General features: G+C 70.0%; 15 protein-coding genes. 12 read left to right on the forward strand and 3 right to left on the reverse strand.

Annotated elements, in window-relative coordinates; translation table 11 throughout:
- The first annotated feature begins 380 nt into the window (after positions 1–380).
- The 3 genes from LBW94_RS01895 to LBW94_RS01905 all read left to right on the forward strand — a co-directional run bounded on the left by LBW94_RS01895 (position 381) and on the right by LBW94_RS01905 (position 3434).
- Positions 381–1151: a hypothetical protein gene (locus LBW94_RS01895; protein WP_225061810.1), complete on the forward strand. Its 771-nt coding sequence runs from the start codon at positions 381–383 to the stop codon at positions 1149–1151.
- Positions 1151–1963: a hypothetical protein gene (locus LBW94_RS01900; protein WP_225061809.1), complete on the forward strand. Its 813-nt coding sequence runs from the start codon at positions 1151–1153 to the stop codon at positions 1961–1963. The genes LBW94_RS01895 and LBW94_RS01900 overlap by 1 nt, the downstream gene beginning before the upstream one ends.
- Positions 1964–2087: 124 nt before the next feature.
- Positions 2088–3434 (forward strand): ABC transporter substrate-binding protein, encoded by a 1347-nt coding sequence (locus LBW94_RS01905; RefSeq protein ID WP_225061808.1) that lies wholly within the window; start codon positions 2088–2090, stop codon positions 3432–3434.
- Positions 3435–3511: 77 nt separating this feature from the next.
- Here the strand turns inward: LBW94_RS01905 and LBW94_RS01910 are convergent, their stop codons facing one another.
- A complete protein-coding gene (locus LBW94_RS01910; protein WP_225061807.1) occupies positions 3512–5785 on the reverse strand; it encodes a family 78 glycoside hydrolase catalytic domain in 2274 nt (757 codons plus the stop codon).
- Positions 5786–5841: 56 nt separating this feature from the next.
- Positions 5842–6864, reverse strand: coding sequence for a LacI family DNA-binding transcriptional regulator (locus LBW94_RS01915; protein ID WP_225061806.1), 1023 nt, complete (start codon positions 6862–6864; stop codon positions 5842–5844).
- Between the two features lie 219 nt (positions 6865–7083).
- Between LBW94_RS01915 and LBW94_RS01920 the strand changes: the two genes are divergently transcribed.
- The gene (locus LBW94_RS01920) at positions 7084–9615 is read left to right on the forward strand and encodes an ATP-binding protein (protein ID WP_225061805.1); all 2532 of its coding nucleotides are present in this window, start codon (positions 7084–7086) and stop codon (positions 9613–9615) included.
- Position 9616: 1 nt separating this feature from the next.
- Positions 9617–12391 carry an AAA family ATPase gene (locus tag LBW94_RS01925; protein WP_225061804.1) on the forward strand — a complete coding sequence of 925 codons (2775 nt, stop codon included), beginning with the start codon at positions 9617–9619 and terminating at the stop codon, positions 12389–12391.
- 69 nt (positions 12392–12460) lie between these two features.
- Here the strand turns inward: LBW94_RS01925 and LBW94_RS01930 are convergent, their stop codons facing one another.
- Positions 12461–13204: a MerR family transcriptional regulator gene (locus LBW94_RS01930; protein ID WP_225061803.1), complete on the reverse strand. Its 744-nt coding sequence runs from the start codon at positions 13202–13204 to the stop codon at positions 12461–12463.
- A gap of 152 nt (positions 13205–13356) precedes the next feature.
- On the opposite strand from LBW94_RS01930, the gene LBW94_RS01935 reads away from it, so the two are divergent.
- From LBW94_RS01935 to LBW94_RS01965, 7 genes are all read left to right on the forward strand, one after another.
- Positions 13357–14808 carry an amino acid permease gene (locus LBW94_RS01935; RefSeq protein WP_225061802.1) on the forward strand — a complete coding sequence of 484 codons (1452 nt, stop codon included), beginning with the start codon at positions 13357–13359 and terminating at the stop codon, positions 14806–14808.
- A gap of 125 nt (positions 14809–14933) precedes the next feature.
- Complete coding sequence (locus LBW94_RS01940) at positions 14934–16787, forward strand: serine/threonine-protein kinase (protein WP_225061801.1); 1854 nt, start codon at positions 14934–14936, stop codon at positions 16785–16787.
- Positions 16788–16829: 42 nt separating this feature from the next.
- Positions 16830–18269, forward strand: coding sequence for an aspartate ammonia-lyase (locus tag LBW94_RS01945; RefSeq protein ID WP_225061800.1), 1440 nt, complete (start codon positions 16830–16832; stop codon positions 18267–18269).
- Between the two features lie 56 nt (positions 18270–18325).
- Positions 18326–18682, forward strand: a complete 357-nt coding sequence (locus LBW94_RS01950; RefSeq protein ID WP_225061799.1) for a hypothetical protein — start codon at positions 18326–18328, stop codon at positions 18680–18682.
- A 154-nt stretch (positions 18683–18836) separates the two neighbouring features.
- Positions 18837–19850 carry a hypothetical protein gene (locus tag LBW94_RS01955; RefSeq protein WP_225061798.1) on the forward strand — a complete coding sequence of 338 codons (1014 nt, stop codon included), beginning with the start codon at positions 18837–18839 and terminating at the stop codon, positions 19848–19850.
- Between the two features lie 46 nt (positions 19851–19896).
- The gene (locus LBW94_RS01960) at positions 19897–20436 is read left to right on the forward strand and encodes a hypothetical protein (RefSeq protein WP_225061797.1); all 540 of its coding nucleotides are present in this window, start codon (positions 19897–19899) and stop codon (positions 20434–20436) included.
- A gap of 137 nt (positions 20437–20573) precedes the next feature.
- Positions 20574–21461: a cyclopropane mycolic acid synthase family methyltransferase gene (locus LBW94_RS01965; RefSeq protein ID WP_225061796.1), complete on the forward strand. Its 888-nt coding sequence runs from the start codon at positions 20574–20576 to the stop codon at positions 21459–21461.
- The last annotated feature ends 57 nt before the right edge of the window (positions 21462–21518 follow it).

The raw sequence follows: 21518 nt of genomic DNA on the forward strand, positions 1-21518 counted from the left end.
GGCAGCGCGCGCACCGCCCTGGTTGCCCGAGTTCACAATTCGTGACCGGACAGCCGCGAGCCGGCCCGGCCCGCGGCGGGGTCGAGCGGGCTCCGGTCGCGGTGCGGCCGAGTGCGGACATCGACAGCGAGCACAGTGGACACCTCCGAATCGGCGAACGGGACCCGGGCCGCTCCGCCCTGGAATTTCTTCCACCGGAATATAGTCCAACGGTAGAAAATTGACCAGAGGGGCGGCGGCCGACCGCGTCGACACCGAAAAGCAAGTCGCTGCAACAGATTGTCTCTTCGCGGTGACGGAGCACACGATCTATCGACGGTTGTGACCCCCGACACGAGCCGGTCGGGGTCTGTGCGGGGCATTCGAAAGATGAGGTATCCATGTTTGCGCAACGATGGATCGTGACCGCGGCCGTGGCCGCCGCGGCACTGACGGTGGTGACCGCGGGGGCGGCGCAGGTGTCCGCCTCGCCCGGCGCCGATCCCGCCACCGGTGTCAGCGCACCGGCCGTGGCCGAGGTCCACTATCAGGCCCGGATCATCGATGGCAGCGTCGTGGCGACGCTGACCGACGGCGCCACCTTCGTGGCGCAGCCCGCGACGCGGACGATCGCGATCCTGAACAGAGCCGGGCAGGTGCTCGAATCCGTGCCGACCTCGTTCGTGATCGGCGACCGGAATTTCCCTGTCGCCGGCGAGATTTCGGCCGACGGCGGCACGTTGCGGCTGACGCCGCAGGTCGACGGCGTCGCGGCGGCGGCCGCGGCGGCTCCGATCGCGTCGCCGCTGGAGAACCAGCTGGCGACGAACGACGCGATCAATCTGCTCAGTGCGGGGCTGGGGATCGGCAGCCTGGTCGGCACGATCCTCGGTACGGTCGTGGGCGCCGGAATGGGTCTCGCGGTCGCCGGCGCCACCTGCCTGGTGATCAGCATCGGATGTCTGCTGACCGTATTCCCGGAGGTGGCCCTCGGCGCCACGATCGGCGGGATCGTCGGCATCAACGTCGCCGGTGCGGCCTCGGGACTCGGGGCGGTGTGGACCTACGTCCAGACCATGCTCGCCGCACCGGGGCAGAGCATCTACGCCAGTCAGATTCCGGCCTACAACAATCCGCCGGTCCAGACCCCGGCCGGCGAAGGCGGCCAGTAGTGAGAGTGCAGAACTGGGCGGTCCCGGCGCTCCTGGCAATATCGGCCCTGACCGTCACCGGCGGCACCGCCGCGGCCGCGCCGGCCCCGCCACCGGCGTTCGGTGCGGCACAGCCGTCCGGCGACAGCGCCTCCGGCGACAACGTCGAGGTGCGGACGGCGACCACCGGTGACAGCGTGACCACGACCATGACCGGCGCCACCTTCGCGCTCGGCGCCGATTCTCGTTCGGTCGTCGTGCAGGACGGCGCCGGTCGGACGATTGCATCCGTTCCCTTGGCATTCCAGATGCGGGAACAGCGCTACGACGTGGTCGCGCACATCGCCGACGATGCCCGGACGCTGACGCTCCGGCCGGTCGCGTCGGCGCAACCACCGGTCGACGGGAACGCCGAATTCGTCGCCAGTCCCTTCGAGAACCAATTGGCCGCCGATCAGGCTGTCGGCAATCTGGCGCTGATCGGATTCTTCGCCCCCGTGGCGGGAATCATCGGCGCCGCGCTGGTCGGTCTGGTGGTCGGTGTCATCGAATGCGCCGCGTTGACGATCGGATGTGTGCTCACCGCCGTACCCACGGTGCTGGGATTCATGGCGGTCGGCGGTGCCGCGGGCACGATCCTCATTCTGGGCCCGACGATTCTGCAAGGCCTGTGGACCTATATCCAGACGGTGCTGGCGCCGCCGGGGCAGAGCCAATTCGCGGGACAAGGCGGTATGGGCGGGCCGGATGATGCCGGCGTTCCCAATTCGCAGTTCCGCGGCCCCACCTTCCCGCCGATGTACGGCGGACTCGGCAGCGGATCCGCGGGCTGACGGAACCCGGACGGCCTCCCGGGGATACCGACCTCATCCGGTATTCCACCCGTGCGCGGGAGGCCGTCTCGGCTCGACGAGAACAGTAGTAAGGAGACCCGCGATGGCGGCGAGAATCAGATCCATGGCCACAGTCCTGCTCGCTCTGGCGTTGCTGGTCACAGGTTGCAGTCGGGGCGGCAGCGAGAACGCCGGAACCACCGCCGGCCCGGGTGATTTCGGCGATCTGAAGGGTATCTGCCACCCTGGAAAAGCGACCGGCGCACCGGCGCAGGGCGTCACCGCCGGGCAGATCAGAGTGGGTGTCTTCACCGACGCCGGATTCACGAAGGATCCCGAATTCGTCGACACCGCCAAGGTTTTCACCTCCTGGTGCAATGCCCACGGTGGAATCGGCGGCCGGGAACTGGTGGCCGACATCCACGACGCGAAACTGATGGAGGTGCGGCAGCGCATGCTCGACGCCTGCCGCGACGATTTCGCCCTCGTGGCCGGTAGCGCGGCCCTGGACGGGCTGGGGGTGAAAGACCGGCTGTCGTGTCTGCTGCCCGATTTCCCCGCACAGGTCGATCAGGTGCAGAACAGTGGATCGGATCTCCAGGTGGGCGGCGGCGCCAACGCGGCCGGGCTCTACGATTCGTACACCGGCTTCCATCAGTGGCTGTTCAAGGAGCGCTACCCGTCCTCCGCGAACGCGATCGGCCTGATCAACGGCGACACCCCGATCACGCGGGTGATCGGACAGGAATTCGCCGAGGCGCTGCCGGTGGAGGGGGCGAAGATCGTCTACAACGATCTGTATCCAGCGATGGGCGTGCCGGATTGGACGCCGTACGCGCAGGCGATCAAGGAGAAGAATGTCAAAGGACTGATCTTCCTCGGTGATTTCCGGAGCCTGGCGAAGCTGGAGGATGTGCTGTCCGGCATGGACTACAGGCTCGATTGGATCGACTCCAACAGCAATTCCTATACGTCGGCGTTCCTGCAACTGGCGGGGGCCTCGCTGAGCGCCCAGCACAACTACGCCAGCCTCGGCAGCACGGCGCCACTGGAATCCGCGAGCACCGTGCCGGTGATCCAGCAGGCGAAGGCCATGTTCGCGCAATACGCCCCGGGTGAGGATCTGACCTTCCCGGCCCTGCGCGCGCTGTCCCAGTGGGCCTTGTTCGCGAAGGCGGCCGGCAGTTGCGGCGACGCCCTGACCCGGAAATGCGTGTACCAGGCCGCGATCGCGGAACACGCCTGGACCGGCGGCGGCCTGCTGGCCCCGGCCGATCTGGCGCCGGCCTCGACGGTGGTGCAGAACTGTTTCAATGTCGTGGAGGCGACGCCGCAGGGATGGCGGATTCCCGATTTCGCACCGGACCACGGCCTGTTCCGATGCGATATCGGCCCGTACCGGTTCACCGGGGACTACGGCCGGCCGATGACTCTCGCCGACGTCGGGAAGAGTATGAGCGATTTTCGATGACGCCGATCAAGGCGGGCATATGAAGGCAGCCAGCCCGGTTCCGCACTGGAACCGAGCCTGCCTGCTCGTCATCGTTGTCACGCGGTGAATCGGTGCTGCCCGGCGGACACCGTGACCTCGTCGCGGCCGGGGAGGCGGACCACCGCGGTCGTTCCTTCGGGGATGGTGGCGGTCACCGACAGCGTGCCGCCGTCGAGCTCCCACCGGACCTCGGCGCGGCCGTGCGGGGTCCGCAGTTCGGCACGGGCCCAGGTGATGTCACCGCCGGGCCGCGGAGCGACGAGGATCGTGCGGTAGCCGGGTTCGAGGGCGCCGAGACCGCCGACGACACTGTGCAGCCAGGCGCCGACGGCGCCGAAGGCGTAGTGATTGAAGCTGGTCATCTCGCCCGGGTTGACGGTGCCGTCCGGCAGCATCGAGTCCCAGCGTTCCCACATCGTGGTCGCACCCATGGTGACCGGATACAGCCAGGACGGGCAATCCTGTTGCCGCAGCAGCCGATACGCCGTGTCCCGATGGCCGGTCTCGGTGAGCGCGCGCAGGATGAACGGGGTGCCGGCGAATCCGGTGGTGATGTGGTGGCCCGCGGCGGCGGTCAGCTCGGCCAGACGGTCACCGGCGGATACGCGGTCGGCGGCATCGAGCAGCCCGAGGCAGATGGCCAGGGCGTAGACCGAGGTCGCGTCGCTGGTGATCCGGCCGTCGCTGACATGGAACATGGTGAACGCCAACCGGATCCGGTCGGCGAGCCCGGTGAACTCCGCGGCGTCGCCGGGGTGCCCGAGCAGGTGTGCCGCCTGCGCGGCGATCCGCGCGGATCGGTACACGCAGGCGGTGGCGACCACGTACGGGTCGGCCTTCGAGTGCTGCGGCGTATCCGGCGGCGCGGTGGGATCGAGCCAATCACCGAGCTGGGTACCGCTTTCCAGCAATCCGCGCTCGGACAGGGCGGCGGCGATACGCCGTGCATAGGGCGATGTCGAATCATACTGTCGGCGAAGCACTTCCAGATCACCGTAAGCCTCCCACACGGCCCACGGCACCCAGCAGACGGCGTCGTTCCACAAGGCCACCACCGGCGCCGCGCCGGAATCGGCGCCGGGCGAGGGTCGCAGCGATGCCATGTCCAGGAATTTGAGGCAGTCGGGAACCACCACCGGAACCTGTCCGCCGGCATGCCGCTGCTCGGCCGCCAGATCCAGCAGCCAGTCCCGGAGGAACAGGTCGACGTCGTACAGGTAGGCGGCGGTCTCGGCGAACACCGCGATGTCACCGGTCCACCCCAGCCGCTCGTCGCGTTGCGGGCAATCGGTGGGCAGGTCGACGAAGTTGCCGCGCATACTCCACACGATGTTCGAGTGCAGCCGATTCAGCAGCGGGTCGGAGCATTCGAAGGCGCCGATGCGGTCCAGGCGGGAACCGATCACGACCGCGCGAATCGCGTCGCCGAGCGCGTCGGTCGTCCCGGTCCATCCGGCGACCTCGAGGTAGCGGAATCCGTGGAAGGTGAACGTCGGCTCGAAGGTGTCGTCGCCGCCGCTGAGGACGAAGGTGTCGGTGGCCCGGGCCGTGCGCAGCGGACGGACGGCGAGTTCACCGTGTTCGAGGACCTCGGCGTGCCGGAGCCGGAGCTGCTCGCCGGCTCGGCCGCGGACCCGCATCCGGATCCATCCGACGAGGTTCTGCCCGAAATCGACCAGGATCGTGCCCGAGGGTGCGGTCCAGATCCGTTGTGGGACGATGTCTTCCTGGCGAGTCACCGGTGGTCCCAGGTACGGGGTGAGGCGCTCGTGGTCGAACTCGACGACGCGCACCCCGGTCCATCCGGGGAGATCCGCGCCGGCCCGGGTCCAGGTGTCGTCGATCAGGCGCGCGTCGATCGTCTGGCCATGGTAGAGATCGTCCGCGAGTACGGCGCTGGGGCCCGACTGCCAGTCGGCGCCGGTGCCGATGGTCTGGATGTGGCCGTCCGCGAAGGTGATTCGCAGTTCGGCCAGTGCGCACCGGGTCGCACCGTAGAGCGCGCGGCCGCCGAAGAATCCGAGATGCCCGGCATACCAGCCGTTTCCGACCCGGATGCCGAGCACATTGTGTTCGGCGACCAGGCCGGTGACCTCCCATCGGGCGTAGCGCACGCGCCACTCGTAGCTGCTCCAGCCCGGTGTGAGCACATCGTCGGTGACGGGTTCGCCGTTGAGGACCAGCTCGCACAGTCCGAGCGCGGTGCCGAACAGGACGGCGCCGGTCACCTCGCCGTGCCCGGTGTCGAGATCGAATTCCCTGCGCAGCAGCGGCGCACAGTCCCGGTCCGTGTCCGCGGTGATCATCGCGGCGCCGAACAGCTCTGCCATGGTGACCCTTTCGTCTGTGCCGGCGCACCGGCGGGGCGGGTGGGGCCCGTACCGGATCAGCGCGGCGGTGTGCCGGGCGTCCTGCTGGGCCCGGTGGACTCGCGCACGATCAACCGGGTGTCGGGTACCATGAAATGCCTTGCGGGACTGACTGTTTCGCCGCGCATCAGTCGATACAGCTGCCGAAACGCGGTGATCCCCATGCGCCGCAGGGGCGTCGCGACGGTGGTCAGCGCCGGGTGGCACAGTTCACCGGCGAACACGTTGTCGAATCCGATGACGCTGATCTGCGCGGGCACCGACAGGCCCGCGGCCGTCAGGCCCCGCAGGAGGCCGATCGCGAGCAGATCGTTGTAGGTGATGACCGCGGTCGGCCGGAGACGTTCGATATCCGCCGCGGCGGCGAGCCCGCCGGCCACGGTCGGCGGGAACGGGCCGATCCGAGTGCCGGCGAGGTCGAGTTCGGGCCCGAGCCGGAGGATCGCTCGCCACCGCGCTCCGTCGTCCCAGGACTGTTCGGGCCCGCCGGCATAGGTCACCGTGGCATGGCCCAGGCTGCGCAGATGGGCCATGGCGTCACGGGCGCCGGCGACGGTGTCGGGCACGACGCAGTGGTTGCCCGAGGCGATCCGGTTCAGCAGCACGGTCGGTCGCTGTTTCGCCACCGTCCGTATCGCCCGATCGCTCATTCGCGAACCGGCCAGGATGATTCCGTCCACGTTCGGCAGCACCCGTTCGATCGTCGCGCGCTCGGTGTCCCGCGATTCGCGCGTGTCCGCCAGCAACGTCGTATAACCGGCATGGGTCGCGGCGGCCTCGAAGCCGCGCATCATGCTCGCGTACCAGGGATTGGTCGCGTCCGGCACGACCAGCGCTATGGTGCCGGCCCGGGTCCTGCGGTGCTCGCCCGCGGGAGAATGCGCCCGATACCCGAGGTCCGCGGCCACCGTCCTGATCCGCTCCGCGGTATTCGTGCTGACCAGACCCGGCCGGGAGAAGGCTCGTGACACCGTCGACGGTGAGACGCCCGCCGCGTCCGCGACGTCGTAGATCGTAGCCAGACGCACTGCGTCGCCCATCGGTGCCTCCGTTCCGTGCCGCTCGAAGATTTCTACCATCGGAATATAGTCCGGTGGTAGCTTTTCGGGAGATTGCTCCGCACGGTCTGCGGAACAACCCGTCGGTGCACAACGGCTTCGGCCGGACACGAGAATGCCGGGCCCGGCAGTGCCCCGGCCGGTGGACGGACAGTCGTTCGACGCATTGGTGCGGTCGCCGCCGCGGGCTACGTTGTCGGGGTGACCAGCCAATTGTTCGGCCGGGAGAGGGAAGTCCGGGCTTTGACCGAGATGCTCAGCCAGGTGCCCGCGGGGGGTGCGGGCCAGTGTCTCGTGTTACTCGGGGATCCGGGTATCGGCAAGACGGCGTTGCTCCAGGCCACCCGGGGGATCGCGCGGGGCCGGGGGTTCCGGGTGCTCGCGGCCGCCGGCGTGCAGTCCGAGGCGCAGCTTCCCTACGCGGGGCTGCATCAGGTGCTGCGGCCGCTGCTGCGGCCGGGGGCCGGGGAGCCGGATCAGCGCAGCCAGGCGTTGTTGACCGCGTTCGGCCTGGCCGAGGGCGAGCGGCCGGACATCTACGGCGTCGCGCTGGCGGCGGTGGAACTGCTCGGCGCGGCCGCCGCCGAGCAGCCGGTGGCCATCCTGGTCGACGATGTGCAGTGGCTGGACGCGCAGAGCCAGGAGGTGCTCACCTTCATCGCACACCGTCGCGCGCCGCTGCGGATCGCCGTCGTCGGGGCGGTCCGCAACGGGTATCCGGGGCCGTTCGTCGCCGCCGGGCTGCCGCGGCTGGAGGTCTCCAGCGTGGACGGGGACGCCGCCGAGGAGATCCTGCGCAGCATGGCCGGTGTGTCCGGGGTGTCGGACCGGCGTCGCATCCGGGATCAGGCCCAGGGCAATCCGCTGGCGCTGCTCGAGTTGCCGCAGACGCTCGCCGGGGCGGCCTATCCGGAGGCGCAGGAGTGGCCGCTGACGGCCAGGCTGGAGCGGGCGTTCGGGACCCGGGTGGCCGAACTGGATTCGGCGGCCCGGGACGCGTTGCTGATCGCGGCCGTGGATCCGGTGGACGACCTGGCGGAAATCCTCGCGGCCATGGCGGTGCTGCGCGGCGCGCCGGTCGCGGCCGACGTGCTGGAGCCGGCGGTGGCGGTCGGGCTGGTGCGGGTGGAGCGGGGGCGGCTGATGCTGCGTCATCCGCTGGTGCGCTCGGGGGTACTCCAGGCCGAGCCGCTGGAGCGCAGGCATGCCGCCAACGCCGCCGTCGCGGCGGTGCTGGCGGCCGATCCGTACCGGCGGGCCTGGCACCGGGGGCAGTCGATCGTCGGGCCCGACGACGAGATCGCCGACGAACTGGAGGCGAGCGCGGCGCTGGCCCTGGGCCGGGGGGCGGCGATGTCGGCGATCGGGCTGCTCCAGCGATCCGCGCAGCTCACCACCTCCTCGGCGCATCGGGGGCATCGGCTGCTGGTGGCCGCGGAGCACGCGTTCAGCGTGGGCCGGCAGGACCAGGTGGGGCTGCTGGTCACGGCCGCGGAGCGGTGCGATCTGCCCGAACTGGACTGGGCGCGGGCGCAGTGGCTGCGCGAGATCTTCCACGACGGGGTGCCCGGCGACGCCGCTCGGGTGTCGCAGCTCTGTGCGGTGGCGCGGCAGGCCAGTGCGGCCGGCGACCACGACCTGGCGCTGAACCTGCTGTTCGGGGCGGCGTTGCGGTGCTGGTGGGCCGATACCGGGCCGGACGCGCGTGCCGATGTGCTGGCCACCGTGAAGTCCCCGGCCGGCGGGGTGGACCTCACCCACGACCACCGCTATGTGGCCACGCTCGCGCTGGCCGGGCCGGTGGTCGAGTGCCGGGCCGTGATCGACCTGCTGTCGGAGATCGACCCCGGCGCGATCACCGACGGCGACGCCCTGCGGGTTTTCGGCATCGCCGCCACCGCGATCGGCGATCCCGTCCGCAGCCTGGCGTTCCTCGGCCGGGCGGAGACGTTGCTGCGCAGCCAGGGCCGGCTGGCGCTGCTGTCGCAGGTGCTCTCGTTGTGCGTCGTCAACCGGCTGCACACCGGTGACTGGGACGGCGCGCAGGCCGCGGCGGGTGAGGGGGAGCGGCTGGCGAAGGAGACCGGTCAGCCGATCTGGCGGACGGGGGCGCTCGCCTGTGACGCGCTGAGCAGCGCGTTCCGGGGCGACACCGACCGGGCGCTCAGCTATGCCGCCGAGGTGGAGGCGACGGCGAGCCGGCAACGGCTGAACCAGCTGCTGTCGATAGCGCAACTGGCCAAGGGGGCCGCGCTGTGGGCCGAGGGACGGTACGCGCAGGCGTACCGGGAACTGGCACGAGCGTTCCGCGCCGACGACCCCAGCTTCCATCAGCGCGAATGCTTCGGCGCTGTGATGTTTCTCGCGGCGGCGGCGGTCGAGGCGGGCCAGCAGGCCGACGCGAATGCCCTCGTGGCGGAGTTGTCGCAGGTGGCCGCCGTGACTCCGTCGCCGCTGCTGGTGGTGAATCTCCGTTATGCTCGCGCTGTGCTCGCAGCCGATGTCACCGCCGATTCGCTCCACGCGGCCATGGTCGGCCAGGATTTCACCGGTCTGCCCTGGTCCGCGGCGTGCGCGAACCTGGCCTACGGTGGCCGGCTGCGGCGGCTCGGTCGGCGCGCGGAGGCAGTGACGGCGCTACGGGCGGCCGTCGCGGAGCTCGATCGCATCGGCGCCGGACCCTGGTCCGATCGCGCTCGAGCCGAGCTCGAGGCGGCTGTGAGCGGTTCCTAGCGTGCCGGAGGCGTCGGGGCTGGTAGGGCGGGACCGGGAGTTACGAGTTCTCGCCGATCACATCGATCGGGTGACGAGCGAGGGCGCGGCGATCGTCGTCGTCGGCGATCCCGGGATCGGGAAGACGTCGCTGCTGCGCGCCGCGGCCGCCCACGGGCGGGACGCCGGCGCCACCGTACTGTCGGTCGCCGGCATCGAGGCGGAGGCCCACCTCCCGTTCGCGGGCCTGCACCAGCTGCTGCGGCCGATCCTGGCCGAGACCGACGCGCTGCCGGCGCCGCAGCGGGACGCGCTGCACTCGGCGTTCGGGATGCGCCCGGCCGTGGCCGCCGGCGGTCCGCCGGAGTTGTTCATGATCGCGCTGGCGACCCTGAACGTGCTGACGGATGTGTCGGCGCGGCGGCCGCTGCTCATCGTCGTCGACGACGTGCAATGGCTCGACGGGCCCACCCAGGACGTCCTCGGCTTCGTCGCGCGCCGGCTCGGCAGCGACCCCTGCGTCCTGATCGGTGTGGTCCGCGCTGGGCACGACATCGCCTTCGCCGCCGCGGAACTGCCGCAGTTGACCCTCGGCCGGCTCGCCGAGCAGGACGCCCTCGAACTGCTGGACCGGCACGCCGCCGACCTCGGCTACGCCGACCGGCAGCGGATCCTGCTGGAGGCGGCCGGGAATCCGCTGGCGCTCACCGAACTGCCGCTGGCGCTGCGCTCGGCGAGCCGGCTGGCGGCCGAGTACGGGGAGCAGCCGCCGCATTCGCTGCCACTGACCGCGCGGCTGGAGCGGGCCTTCGCCGCGCGGCTGGGCGATCTGCCGCCGCGCTGCCAGGACGCCCTGCTGATCGCGGCCGTCGACGACGCCGAGGACCTCCGGGAGATCATCGCGGGTACCACCATCCTGGCCGCACAGGAGGTGCACGTCGCGGCGCTGGAACCGGCGGTGGCGGCCGGTCTGGTCCGGTTCGACGACTTCCACCTGCACTTCCGGCATCCGCTGGTCCGCGCGGCCATCGTGAACAAGGAGTCGGTCATCCGGAAACAGGCGGCCCATGCCGCGCTGGCCGAGGTGCTCACCGGCGAGCCGTACCGCCGGACCTGGCATCGCGCGCAGTCCATCGGCGGGCAGGACGACGAGATCGCCGACGAGATGGAACGGGCGCACACGATCCCGCTGCGCCGCGGTTCGGCGGCGGAGGTCATCTGGGCGCTGGAGCGGTCCGCCGAGCTCAGCACCGATTCGGCCACGCGCGGGCGGCGGCTGATGCTGGCCGCCGAGCACGCCTTCGGCCTCGGCCGCGCCGACCTGGTCGACCAGTTGCTGGAGCGGGCCGGCCGGACCACGCTGGACCGGCTGGACCAGGTCCGGATGCAGTGGCTGCGGGAGATCTTCCACGACGGCGTGCCCGGCGACGCCGAGCACGTGTTCCGGCTGTGCGAGGCGGCGCAACAGGCGATCGACGCGGGTGATTCCGCGCTCGCGCTGAACCTGTTGCAGGCGGCCGGGTTGCGCTGCTGGTGGTCCGACACCGGTCCGGCGGCCCGGGGCCGGGTCTGTGAGGTGGCCCGCCGCATCGAGTGCTCGCCCGAGAACGCCCAGCTCACGGCCATCTTCAGCATCGCGGATCCGCTCGGCGAGTACCGGACGGTGGCGGACCGCCTGGCCCGGGTGCGGCTGGAGAACATCACCGACCCGGCCGACCTGTGGCTCTACGGGATGGCGGCCGCGGCGATCGCCGATCCGCTGCTGTCGGTCGACTTCCTGGGCCGCTCCGAGACCGTGCTGCGCCAGCAGGGCCGACTGGGCCTGCTGTCGCAGGTGCTGACGATGAGCGTGATCGACAGCATGGAGATCGGGGACTGGGAGCACGCCTGGGCGGCCAGCGAGGAGGGCCGGCGGCTGGCGGTGGACACCGGGCAGGCGATCTGGGACGCCAGCTCGCAGGCGCTGTACGCGATGTTGCTGGCATTGCGCGGTGACCACGACCAGGCGGAGGCGATCGCGGCCGACGCGGAGCGGTCGGCGGCGGGTCGGCGGCTCAGCAACCTGCTGGCGCTGGCCCAGCTCGCCCGTGGCTTCGCCCATATGAGCGCCGGTCGGCACGAGAACGCCTACCGCGCGCTGCGGCGGCTGTTCGACCCGGACGACGCGGCCTTCCACATGCACGAACGGTTCCACGGCGTCAGCTTTCTCGCCGAGGCCGCCGCGTACGCCGGGCTGATCGACGAGGCCCGCGAGGTGATCGCCGAGCTGGAGGTGGAGGCCCGCACGGTCCGGTCGCCGATCCTGGTCCGGCAGCTCGACTACGCGCGGGCGGTGCTGGCCCCCGAAGACGAGGCGGAGGAGGCCTTCCTCGCCGCGCTCAGCGCGGACCTGACCCGCTGGCCGTGGCTGCGGGCCCGGCTGGAACTGGCCTTCGGGCAGTGGCTGCGGCGGCAGCGCCGGGTCGGCGAGGCCCGCCGCTCGCTGCATTCGGCGCAGCTCACCTTCGACCTGATCGGGGCCCGCCGCTGGGCCGAGACGACCCGGTCGGAGCTGCGCGCGGCGGGGGTGCGCAGTCAGTCCGCCGCCGGGCAGGCCGCGGGGCTGGCCTCGCTGACGGCCCAGGAGCTCCAGATCGCCCGGCTGGCGGCGGAAGGGCTGTCCAACAAGGAGATCGGCGCGCGACTGTACCTGTCGCACCGCACGGTGGGGTCGCACCTGTACCGGATCTTCCCCAAGCTGGATGTCAGCACCCGCGCGCAGCTCGCCGCCCTGCTGGGCACGCAGAGCGGCGCCTGAATCCCGGGCGGGCCGGCCTCACCCGGAGCGCGGCCGCATCGGCCCGGTGGTCGCCGGCCGTGCCGGTAGTCACCGGTCGGGCAGGACGCCCGGGAGATCACGGCTGACCGCGGACCGGAGGTAGCTGTCCACCATGCGGTCGATCAACCCCGTCGCCACGGCGCTCGGGCGGGCCCGTGCGACGGCCAGTTCTCCGGCCAGCCTGTCGATGTCGCGCTCCGATCGCGCGGATCGCCGGTACGACCGCAAGGCCGTGCGGACGAACAGGTCGGTGAACTGCCGGGCAATGTGGTCGCAATCGGTGCGCAGCATCTCGATCTCGTCGAGCGCGCGATCGATCGGCAAACCATCGGCCACCAGCTGGTCGAACAGCTCGATGAGCGCGGGATCGCCTGGCCGGTACGTGTTTTCGTCGACCGGCTCGTACAGTCCGGCGGCCACCGCGGCGGCCAGGCCGTCCGGCACGCCGCGGAACCGCTCGGCGAGTTCGGCGGCGGGGACGGTGGCGGTGGCCGAGAGCGCCTGCGGCGGGGGCGGTGTGGTAGCCGCGGATACGCCGAGGATGTCGGCGAGGTCCTCGCCGCGGTCCCACGCCTCGAGCAGGCTCCGCACTCCGTTCAGCGTGATGCCACGGTCGAGCAGCCGGGTCACGATACGGACCCGATCGAGGTGCTCGGCGCTGTAGAAACCGGTGCGGCCCTTCATCTTCGCGGGTGGGAGGAGGCCGCGCTCGTGGTAGTCGCGCAGCGTGCGAACCGTCATTCCGGCCTGTTCGGCCAACTCGGCGATCGTCAGTTCGTCTTCCACACTCATGTCCCCCAGCAAACCACAGACGAGCACCGTGGGCCGGGGCCAGGTTTCGGCGACGTTACAGCTTCACGCAGCTCTTGCTATCTGCCGTCAAATGACGGTAAATAACATCAATCAATGGCATGTTCCACCGTTCACCGAAGGAAGACCACCCCATGACCACTGTGAAACCGCCGCGGAGCCAGGACGCTCCCGCGGTGACATTCGACGAGGACGCCGGGTATCACAAGGCGTTGCGCCCCCGGCAGTTGCAGATGATCGCCGTCGGCGGCGCGATCGGCACCGGCCTGTTCCTCGGCGCGGGCGCCCGGCTGAAGGACGCCGGCGCGGGACTGTTCCTGACCTACGCGGTCTGCGGGATCTTCGTGTTCTTCATATTGCGCGCGCTGGGAGAACTGGTGCTGCACCGTCCGTCCTCCGGCTCGTTCGTGTCCTATTCCCGGGAATTCTACGGGGAGAAGATGGCTTTCGGCGTGGGCTGGATGTATTTCTTCCACTGGTGCATGACCGGGATCGTCGACATCACCGCGATCGCGACCTATGTGCACTTCTGGGGGGCGACGAAGGTCATCCCGCAGTGGACGATCGCGCTGATCGCGCTGGTGATCGTGGTCGCCATCAACATGGTGTCGGTCAAGTGGTTCGGTGAGATGGAGTTCTGGGCCGCGCTGATCAAGGTGGTCGCGCTGGTCGCGTTCCTGGTCATCGGCATCGTTTTCCTGGTGGGGCGCTTCAAGATCGCCGGTGAGGTCACCGGGCCGAGCGTGATCTCCACGCACGGCGGGCTGTTCCCGCACGGGGTGCTGCCCCTGGTGCTGACCACGACCGGTGTCGTCTTCGCCTATGCCGCAGTCGAACTCGTCGGCACCGCCGCCGGTGAGGCGGAGAACCCGGAGAAGATCATGCCGCGGGCGATCAATTCGGTGATCGCGCGGATCGCGCTGTTCTACGTGGGTTCGCTGGTGCTGCTGTCGATGTTGCTGCCCTACACCGCGTTCAAGTCCGGTACCAGCCCGTTCGTCACGTTCTTCTCGCGGCTCGGTGTGCACGGCGCCGGTTCGGTGATGAACCTGATCGTGCTCACCGCGGCGTTCTCCAGCCTGAACGCGGGACTGTACTCGACCGGGCGGATCCTGCGCTCGATGTCGGTCAACGGCAGTGCGCCGGCGATCGCTTCGCGGATGTCGAAGGGTGGGGTGCCGTACATCGGCATCCTCGCCACCGCCACGGTCGCGCTGGCCGGGGTCGGGCTCAACGCGGTGGTGCCGGCCAAGGCGTTCGAGATCGTGCTGAACATGTCGGCGCTGGGCACCATCGCCGCGTGGGGCGCGATCCTGCTGTGCCAGTTGAAGTTGTGGCACCTGGCGAAGCAGGGCAAGGTCGAGCGGCCGTCGTTCCGCCTGATGGGTGCCCCGTACACCAGTATCGCGGCGCTGATCTTCCTGGTGGTGGTGCTCGGCATCATGGCCTTCGGCAAGGACAGCACCCAGCGCGGTGCGCTGATCTCGATGGTTGTGGTGATACTGCCGATGATGGTGGGGGGCTGGTTCCTGGCCCGCCGCCGGGTCGTGGCACTCGCGGCGGGCCGAGAGCGCCCGGTGCGATGAGGGGCCGGCCGACTCCTGTTGCACGACGGCGAGTTTCGATCCAGGATCGGCCAATGCCGCGCGACCGTACCGCTCGGTGTGGTCGCGCGGCGCCCCCGCCGTCGAGTCAGAACGGTGTGTCGAGCATGAACGAATTCACTGAGCGCGAGGCGATCGAGCGGGATGAGGACCCGGAAGCCATGCTGCTGGCGAAATGTGAAGTGCCCGAACACAAGAGATTCTGCTGGAGCTGTAGCCGGCCGGTCGGACGCGGTGGCGGATCGGCCGCCGCGCTGCGGGGGGCCTGCGAACACTGCGGCACGCGATACAGTTTCGGTCCCGATCTCGCCTCCGGTGATCTGGTCGCGGGGCAGTACGAGGTCCGGGGCTGCCTGGCCTACGGCGGGGTGGGCTGGATCTACCTCGCCCGGGACCGCCGGGTGGGCGGGCGTCCGGTGGTGCTGAAGGGGTTGCGCAATCCCGGTGACCTCGAGGCGCACATCGCGGCGCTGGCGGAGCGGCAGTTCCTGTCCGAGGTGGTGCATCCGGCCATCGTCAAGATCTTCAACTTCGTCACCCACCGCGACGCGGCGGGCACCGGCTGCGGCTACATCGTGATGGAGTACGTGGCCGGGCGGTCGCTGGCCGGGGTGCTCGACCAGCGGGGCGCGCCGCTGACCCCGGCCGAGGCGATCAGCTACCTGCTGAAAGTCCTGCCCGCACTGGACTATCTGCATTCGCTGGGCCTGGCCTACAACGATCTGAAGCCGGACAACATCATGGTGAGCCCGGACGAGGTCAAACTCATCGACCTCGGCGCGGTCGCCGCCGTGAACTCCGGTGGATTCCTCTACGGGACACCGGGATTCCAGGCGCCGGAGATCGCGCGCACGGGCCCGACCGTGGCCACCGACATCTACACCATCGGCCGGACGCTCGCGGCCCTGACCCGGCCGCCGGGCGCGCCCCGCGACCGGATCGCCGAGTCGGAGTATCCGGCCTTCTCGAAATTGCTGCGCCGTGCGACACATCCCGATCCGGCGGCGCGCTTCCCTTCCATCCGAGCTCTGATCGGGCAGTTGACCGGGGTGTTGCGAATGATGGTGGTGCAGTTGACCGAAAGCGATCAGCCACGGATCTCGGCGGTCTTCGCCGAGCCGCGGCAGTCCGATTTCGGCGTCGACCTGATGCTGCGCACCCTGCGCTCGGCCGAATCCGGCGGCGGCCGGCCACAACTGACCGCGGCGGCGGTCGCGGCCGCGCTGCCCGTCCCGGCGGCCGCGTCGGCCGATTCGGGTGGTCAGTGGGGCGGCGACTGGCGGTTCGAATGGTTCGCCGGTCTGACCGCGCTGACCTCGGCGGCGCTCGACGTGGCCCAGCGCCGGTTCGAGGTGGTGAACGCCATGCTGCCGGGGGAGACCGCGCCGCTGCTGGCGCTCGCGGCGACCGCCGAATTGCTCGGGGACGCCGCCGATCCCGGCGATCGGGACCGGTGGTTCGACATCGCCACCGAACACTACCGGGCGGTGTGGCAATCCGATCGCACCATCGTGAGCGCCGGATTCGGGCTGGCCCGGCGACTGCTCGCCGCGGGCGACCGCGAGGCCGCGATCGCCACCCTGCGCCGGGTGCCGGTCCGGTCGAGCGCCTACGACCGGGCGCGGATGACGATCAGCCTGCTGCTGGCCGCGCGGCCGGCGGCGGATCTGACCCAGGACCGGCTGGACGAGGCGGCGGCCCGCCTCACCGATCTGGCCCGGGAAGCCCGGGTCCTGGAACTGTGCTCGGTGGTCCTGGACAGTGCGCTGCACTGGTTCCTGGCCGGCGGCCGCCCGCAGCGGCCGACGGACACCATCCTCGGCTGCGCCTACGCGGAACCGGATCTGCGCCGCGGACTGGAGTCGGCGCTGCGCGCGGTGGCGCGGGCGACGCCCGACACGCTGGCCCGATTCGCGCTGGTGGACCGGGCCAATACGGTCCGCCCGCGCTCGTGGTATTGACCACGCCCTCGCATCCCATACAGAAGAAGCTGGAGTCCTCCCATGATCGACGACCATCGAATCGAACGCGATTCGCTCGGCGAACTACCCGTGCCGGCGGACGCCTACTACGGTGTGCACACCGCCCGCGCGGTGGCGAACTTCCGGATCACCGGCACCACCATCGGGCAGTATCCCGCCCTCGTCTCCGCCCTGGCGTCGGTGAAAATGGCCGCGTGCGAAGCGAATCGGGTACTGGGCCGGTTGGACGACCGGCGGGCCGACGCCATCGCCACGGCCTGCGCCGAACTGCGGGTGGGCCGGTTCCTCGACCAGTTCCCGGTCGACCCGATCCAGGGCGGGGCCGGCACCTCCTCGAACATGAACGCCAACGAGGTGATCGCCAATCGGGCACTGGAGATCCTCGGCCACCCGCGCGGCGCGTACACCGAGATCGATCCGATCACGCACGTCAACCTCGGTCAGTCGACCAACGACGTCTATCCCACCGCCGTCCGGCTCGCCCTGGTGGCCCACATCCGGGAGCTGACCGCGAGCCTCGACGGCCTGGCCCGATCCTTCGCCGGCCGGGCCGACGCCTTCGCGGACGTGATCAAGATGGGCCGCACCCAACTCCAGGACGCCGTGCCGATGACCCTCGGCCAGGAGTTCGCCGCGTACGCGACCACCGTGCGCGAGAACCGGGACCGGCTGGCCGAGGGTGCGCTCGCGCTGCTGGAATGCAATCTGGGCGGCACCGCGATCGGCACCGGCATCAACGGTCATCCCGACTACCCGGCACTGGCGTGCCGGTATCTGCGGGAGATCACCGGCGAACCGGTGGCGCCGGCCGCCGACCGGATCGCGGCGACCTCGAATTGCGGTGATTTCGTGCAGATCTCGGGCCTGATCAAGCGGGTCGCGGTCGAGCTGTCGAAGATCTGCAACGATCGGCGGCTGCTGGCGTCCGGGCCGGCGGCCGGTCTGGGCGCGATCAATCTGCCTGCTGCGCAGGCCGGCTCGTCGATCATGCCGGGCAAGGTGAATCCGGTGGTGCCGGAACTGGTCAACCAGGTCGCGTTCGAGGCGATCGGCAACGACCTGACGGTGACCCTGGCCGCCGAGGGAGGTCAGTTGCAGCTCAACGCCTTCGAGCCGATCATCGCGTACAGCCTGCTGCGGACCCTGAGTCATCTGACCGCGGCGGCGGACACCCTGGCCGCCGGCTGCGTCGACGGAATCACCGCCAATCGTGATCATCTCGCCGAGGAGGTGCACCGATCGGCGGGGCTGGTCACCGCGCTCGCACCCTATCTCGGCTACGCGGCCTGCGCGCGGGTGGCGAAACAGGCGCTGCGCAGCGGGCGTTCCGTCGCGGAGATCGTGGTGGCGGAGGGCCTGCTCGACCGTGACCGGGTCGCGGAACTGCTCGCGCCGCGGCGATTGGCCGGACTGCCGCCGGCGGCGAATGTCGCGCCCGTTCTCGATGCGGTCGTATCGTGAGGGGGCGCAACATGATTCGGCAGGTCAGCGCACCACGACGAAGGATCGGTGCTGTCATGGACGAATTCGGCGACGACTCGATGGTCGCGCGGCCTCATGTCTGCCGTCCCCGGATCCTGGCGGGCGACTCGGCCGCTGCCGACGAGGAGGCCACCGCCCGGGTCCGGGCCGAACGGGGGCAGCTGGAACAGGCGCGGGTGTTCCAGATCGCGCTGCTCGCCGAAGCCGAACTGCTGCAAGAGGAGCTGAACGCGTTGCACGAGGAAATGCGCGAAATCCATCGCCAGTTGAGCGCGCTGCGGCGGCGGTTTCCCAGCCTGCCCGCGGAACCGATGCCGACCGGCCGGGCGCCCGTCGCGCTCGTGCCGCCGGTAGCCGGTTCCTGGCCGGGCTCCCGCGGAGCGGGCCGATGACGGCTCGCCCCCGCCGCGGCACCGCGGACCGTCGGAGGTACGACCTCCCGCCGTGCCGGAAACTCGCCTGATCCGTTCGGGTCCCGGGCGTTCCAGGGCGGGGAAGGCCGGGGTGGCTGGGTAGCATGCGCAGGCGCAACTGTCGTCGGGGCCGGTGGGCGGGGATGTGGACGGAGAGTTCTCCGAGGCGAGTGCGGCGATCTCCGCCGCAGGCGAGGCGATGGCCGGGCGGTACGGAAAACTGGCTCGGGCCATGGCCGATCGATACGGGCAGGCCGGTACGGATCTGTCGCACGCCGCCGCATCGGTGGACCGGGCGGAGGTGGCCGGCGGGCAGGTCGTCGACGGTGTCGCGCAACAGGATCTCCGCGTCGCGCAGGGAATTCCCGCGCCCGGCAATCCCATTCCGTCCGAGGATCTGCGTACCACCGTCGCAATGCCGAAACAGCGGATCAAGCCGGACGATCGGCTGTCGGGGCTCGACGCGACCGGCACCGAGGTTCGCTTCCGGCCGGAACAGGTGGGCAGCCGGGAATTGAAGGATGCCCGCGGCAATGTCATCGGAGTGACCTATGCGGACGGGGATCGCGCCGAACTCGCGCGACAGTGGACGCGTGCGAAATTCCGCCGCGGTGATCGTCTGCTGGACATGGAGTATCGCGTGCGGGGCCGTGGCCGGTGGTATCACGCGGACACCTGGGACACGATGTGGCGGCGGCCGGGCGCGAAACCTCCGCTCTACGTGCACGCCGACAGCGACCCGGACACCTTCGACGTCACCATCTCCAAGGGGGTCGGGCCGTGGCGCAAGCGTTCGACGGTGCAGGTCGACGGCACCACCTTCGGTCGGATCCTCGCTCAGGACAAGCACTTTCAGGCGGCGGTCGCGGAAACCGACGAGCGGTCGATCGTGCTGCTGGCCGGCAGTTCGGCGTATCCGGGCGGCTCGGCAGCGCGGACGGCCGCCGCGTATCTGCACGGGGAGGCCGGTGTGAGCGCCGATGTCTACGCGCCCACGGCGCGGATCTGGCTCACGGTCGACGAGCGGATGAGCTCGTCGGAGCTGAAGGCCGAGTTGATGACCGATCCTGAGGACGAATACGGCGAGACCTGGCTGGGAAACCCTTTCGAACAGTATTCGGCGCCACCGGCGACCAGTGCGCCGTGAGGCTGTTCCCGGCGCGATGACGGTGGGGCTGTCTACGATGCGGCGCATGAATGGTTTCGTTCGCGTGTGCCTCACCGATGTCGACCGGGTGATCGGGTCGATCGGATCCGGCGACGAGGAACTGCTCGAGCGAATCATCGGACGGCACAAGGACGACTTCGTGGCGGACGCGGCGGAGCGCGCGGCGGGCGAGGTCGGCGAGTTCGATGCGGTGCGAATGTTGATCCTGGAGGATCCGGGCAGTTATCCGTGGGCGGATGCGCACAACAGCGCCTTCGAGACGATCATGGGGATGTTCGACGGGCGCTGGCTCGCCGATGTCGAGCACGCACGGCTGGAGCGGATCGGGGAGGGGCTCGCCGGTCTGGGGGTCGACGCGATCTACGCGAACGACCTGACCTGCGGGACGCCCTGGGCCAACGAGGACTGCCGGCAGGCGTGGTGGCAGTGGCGGGCGGCGACGGCGGAGCAGCGCGCCGAGGTGGAGCCGGAGGTGCTGACGGCGATCGACGAATGGATGCAGTGGCTGCACGAGGCGGCGTCGACTTCCCACCTGGGGGTACTGGGCGCGTTGTCGTGGGGTTGACGGGGGCGGCGTGTCGGGGGTTGCGGGCAGCGGTGTGCTGATTGAATGCTGGCGCTCGGTGCGGACCAGGTCCGCCAGCCGTGGTGTCGCTGTTGCGCGTATCGATCCGATGTCCATGTATTCCGACAGGAGCCTGCATGACCCAAACGCCCTTCTATGCTGACGTCCAGTCTCATTACGACCTGTCCGACGACTTCTTCGCCCTGTTCCTCGATCCGACGCGGACCTACAGCTGCGCCTATTTCGAACAGGACGACTACACCCTGGAGCAGGCGCAGATCGCCAAAATCGACCTGGCGCTGGGCAAGTTGCACCTGGGACCGGGGATGACCCTGCTGGACGTGGGCTGCGGCTGGGGATCGACGATGTTGCGCGCGCTGGACACCAATCCGGACCTCTCGGTCATCGGCCTGACGTTGAGCCGCAACCAGCACGAGTACGTGACCGGGCTGCTGGCACAGCGTGGGTACACCGATCGCGCCGAGGTGCGGTTGCAGGGCTGGGAGGAGTTCGACGGCAGCGTCGATCGGATCGTCTCCATCGGCGCCTTCGAGCACTTCCGGCACGAGCGGCATGCGGACTTCTTCACCTTCGCGCGCGCGGCGCTGCCGCCGCAGGGCCGAATGCTGCTGCACACCATCGTGTTGTACCCGTTCAGCTACGGGCGTGAGATGGGGCTGAAGGTCACCCGCGACGATATCGCGTTCTTCCGGTTCATCCGGGATGTCATCTTCCCCGGCGGGCAGTTGCCGTTCCCGTGGAAGTCCGGTTTCCCCGGCGTGAAGGATTTCGCCGAGGGCGCCGGGTTCGAGGTGGAGCGGATCCACGCACTGCAACCGCATTACGCGAAGACGCTGGATCACTGGTCCGCCGCGCTGTCCGATCGGCGCGCGGAGGCGATCGAGCTGTGTGGTGAGGCGACCTACGACACCTACATGCGCTACCTGACCGGGTGTGCGCACTACTTCCGTCACGGCAGCATCGATGTCATGCAGTTCACCTGTGTGGCAGACGATTCCGCGTAGTCGTACCTCGCGGCGCCGGGATCGGCGCGGCTGATCGCACCGGGCCGTCGTGCCGGG

The organism is Nocardia sp. alder85J (assembly GCF_020176955.2).
GTDB lineage: Bacteria > Actinomycetota > Actinomycetes > Mycobacteriales > Mycobacteriaceae > Nocardia.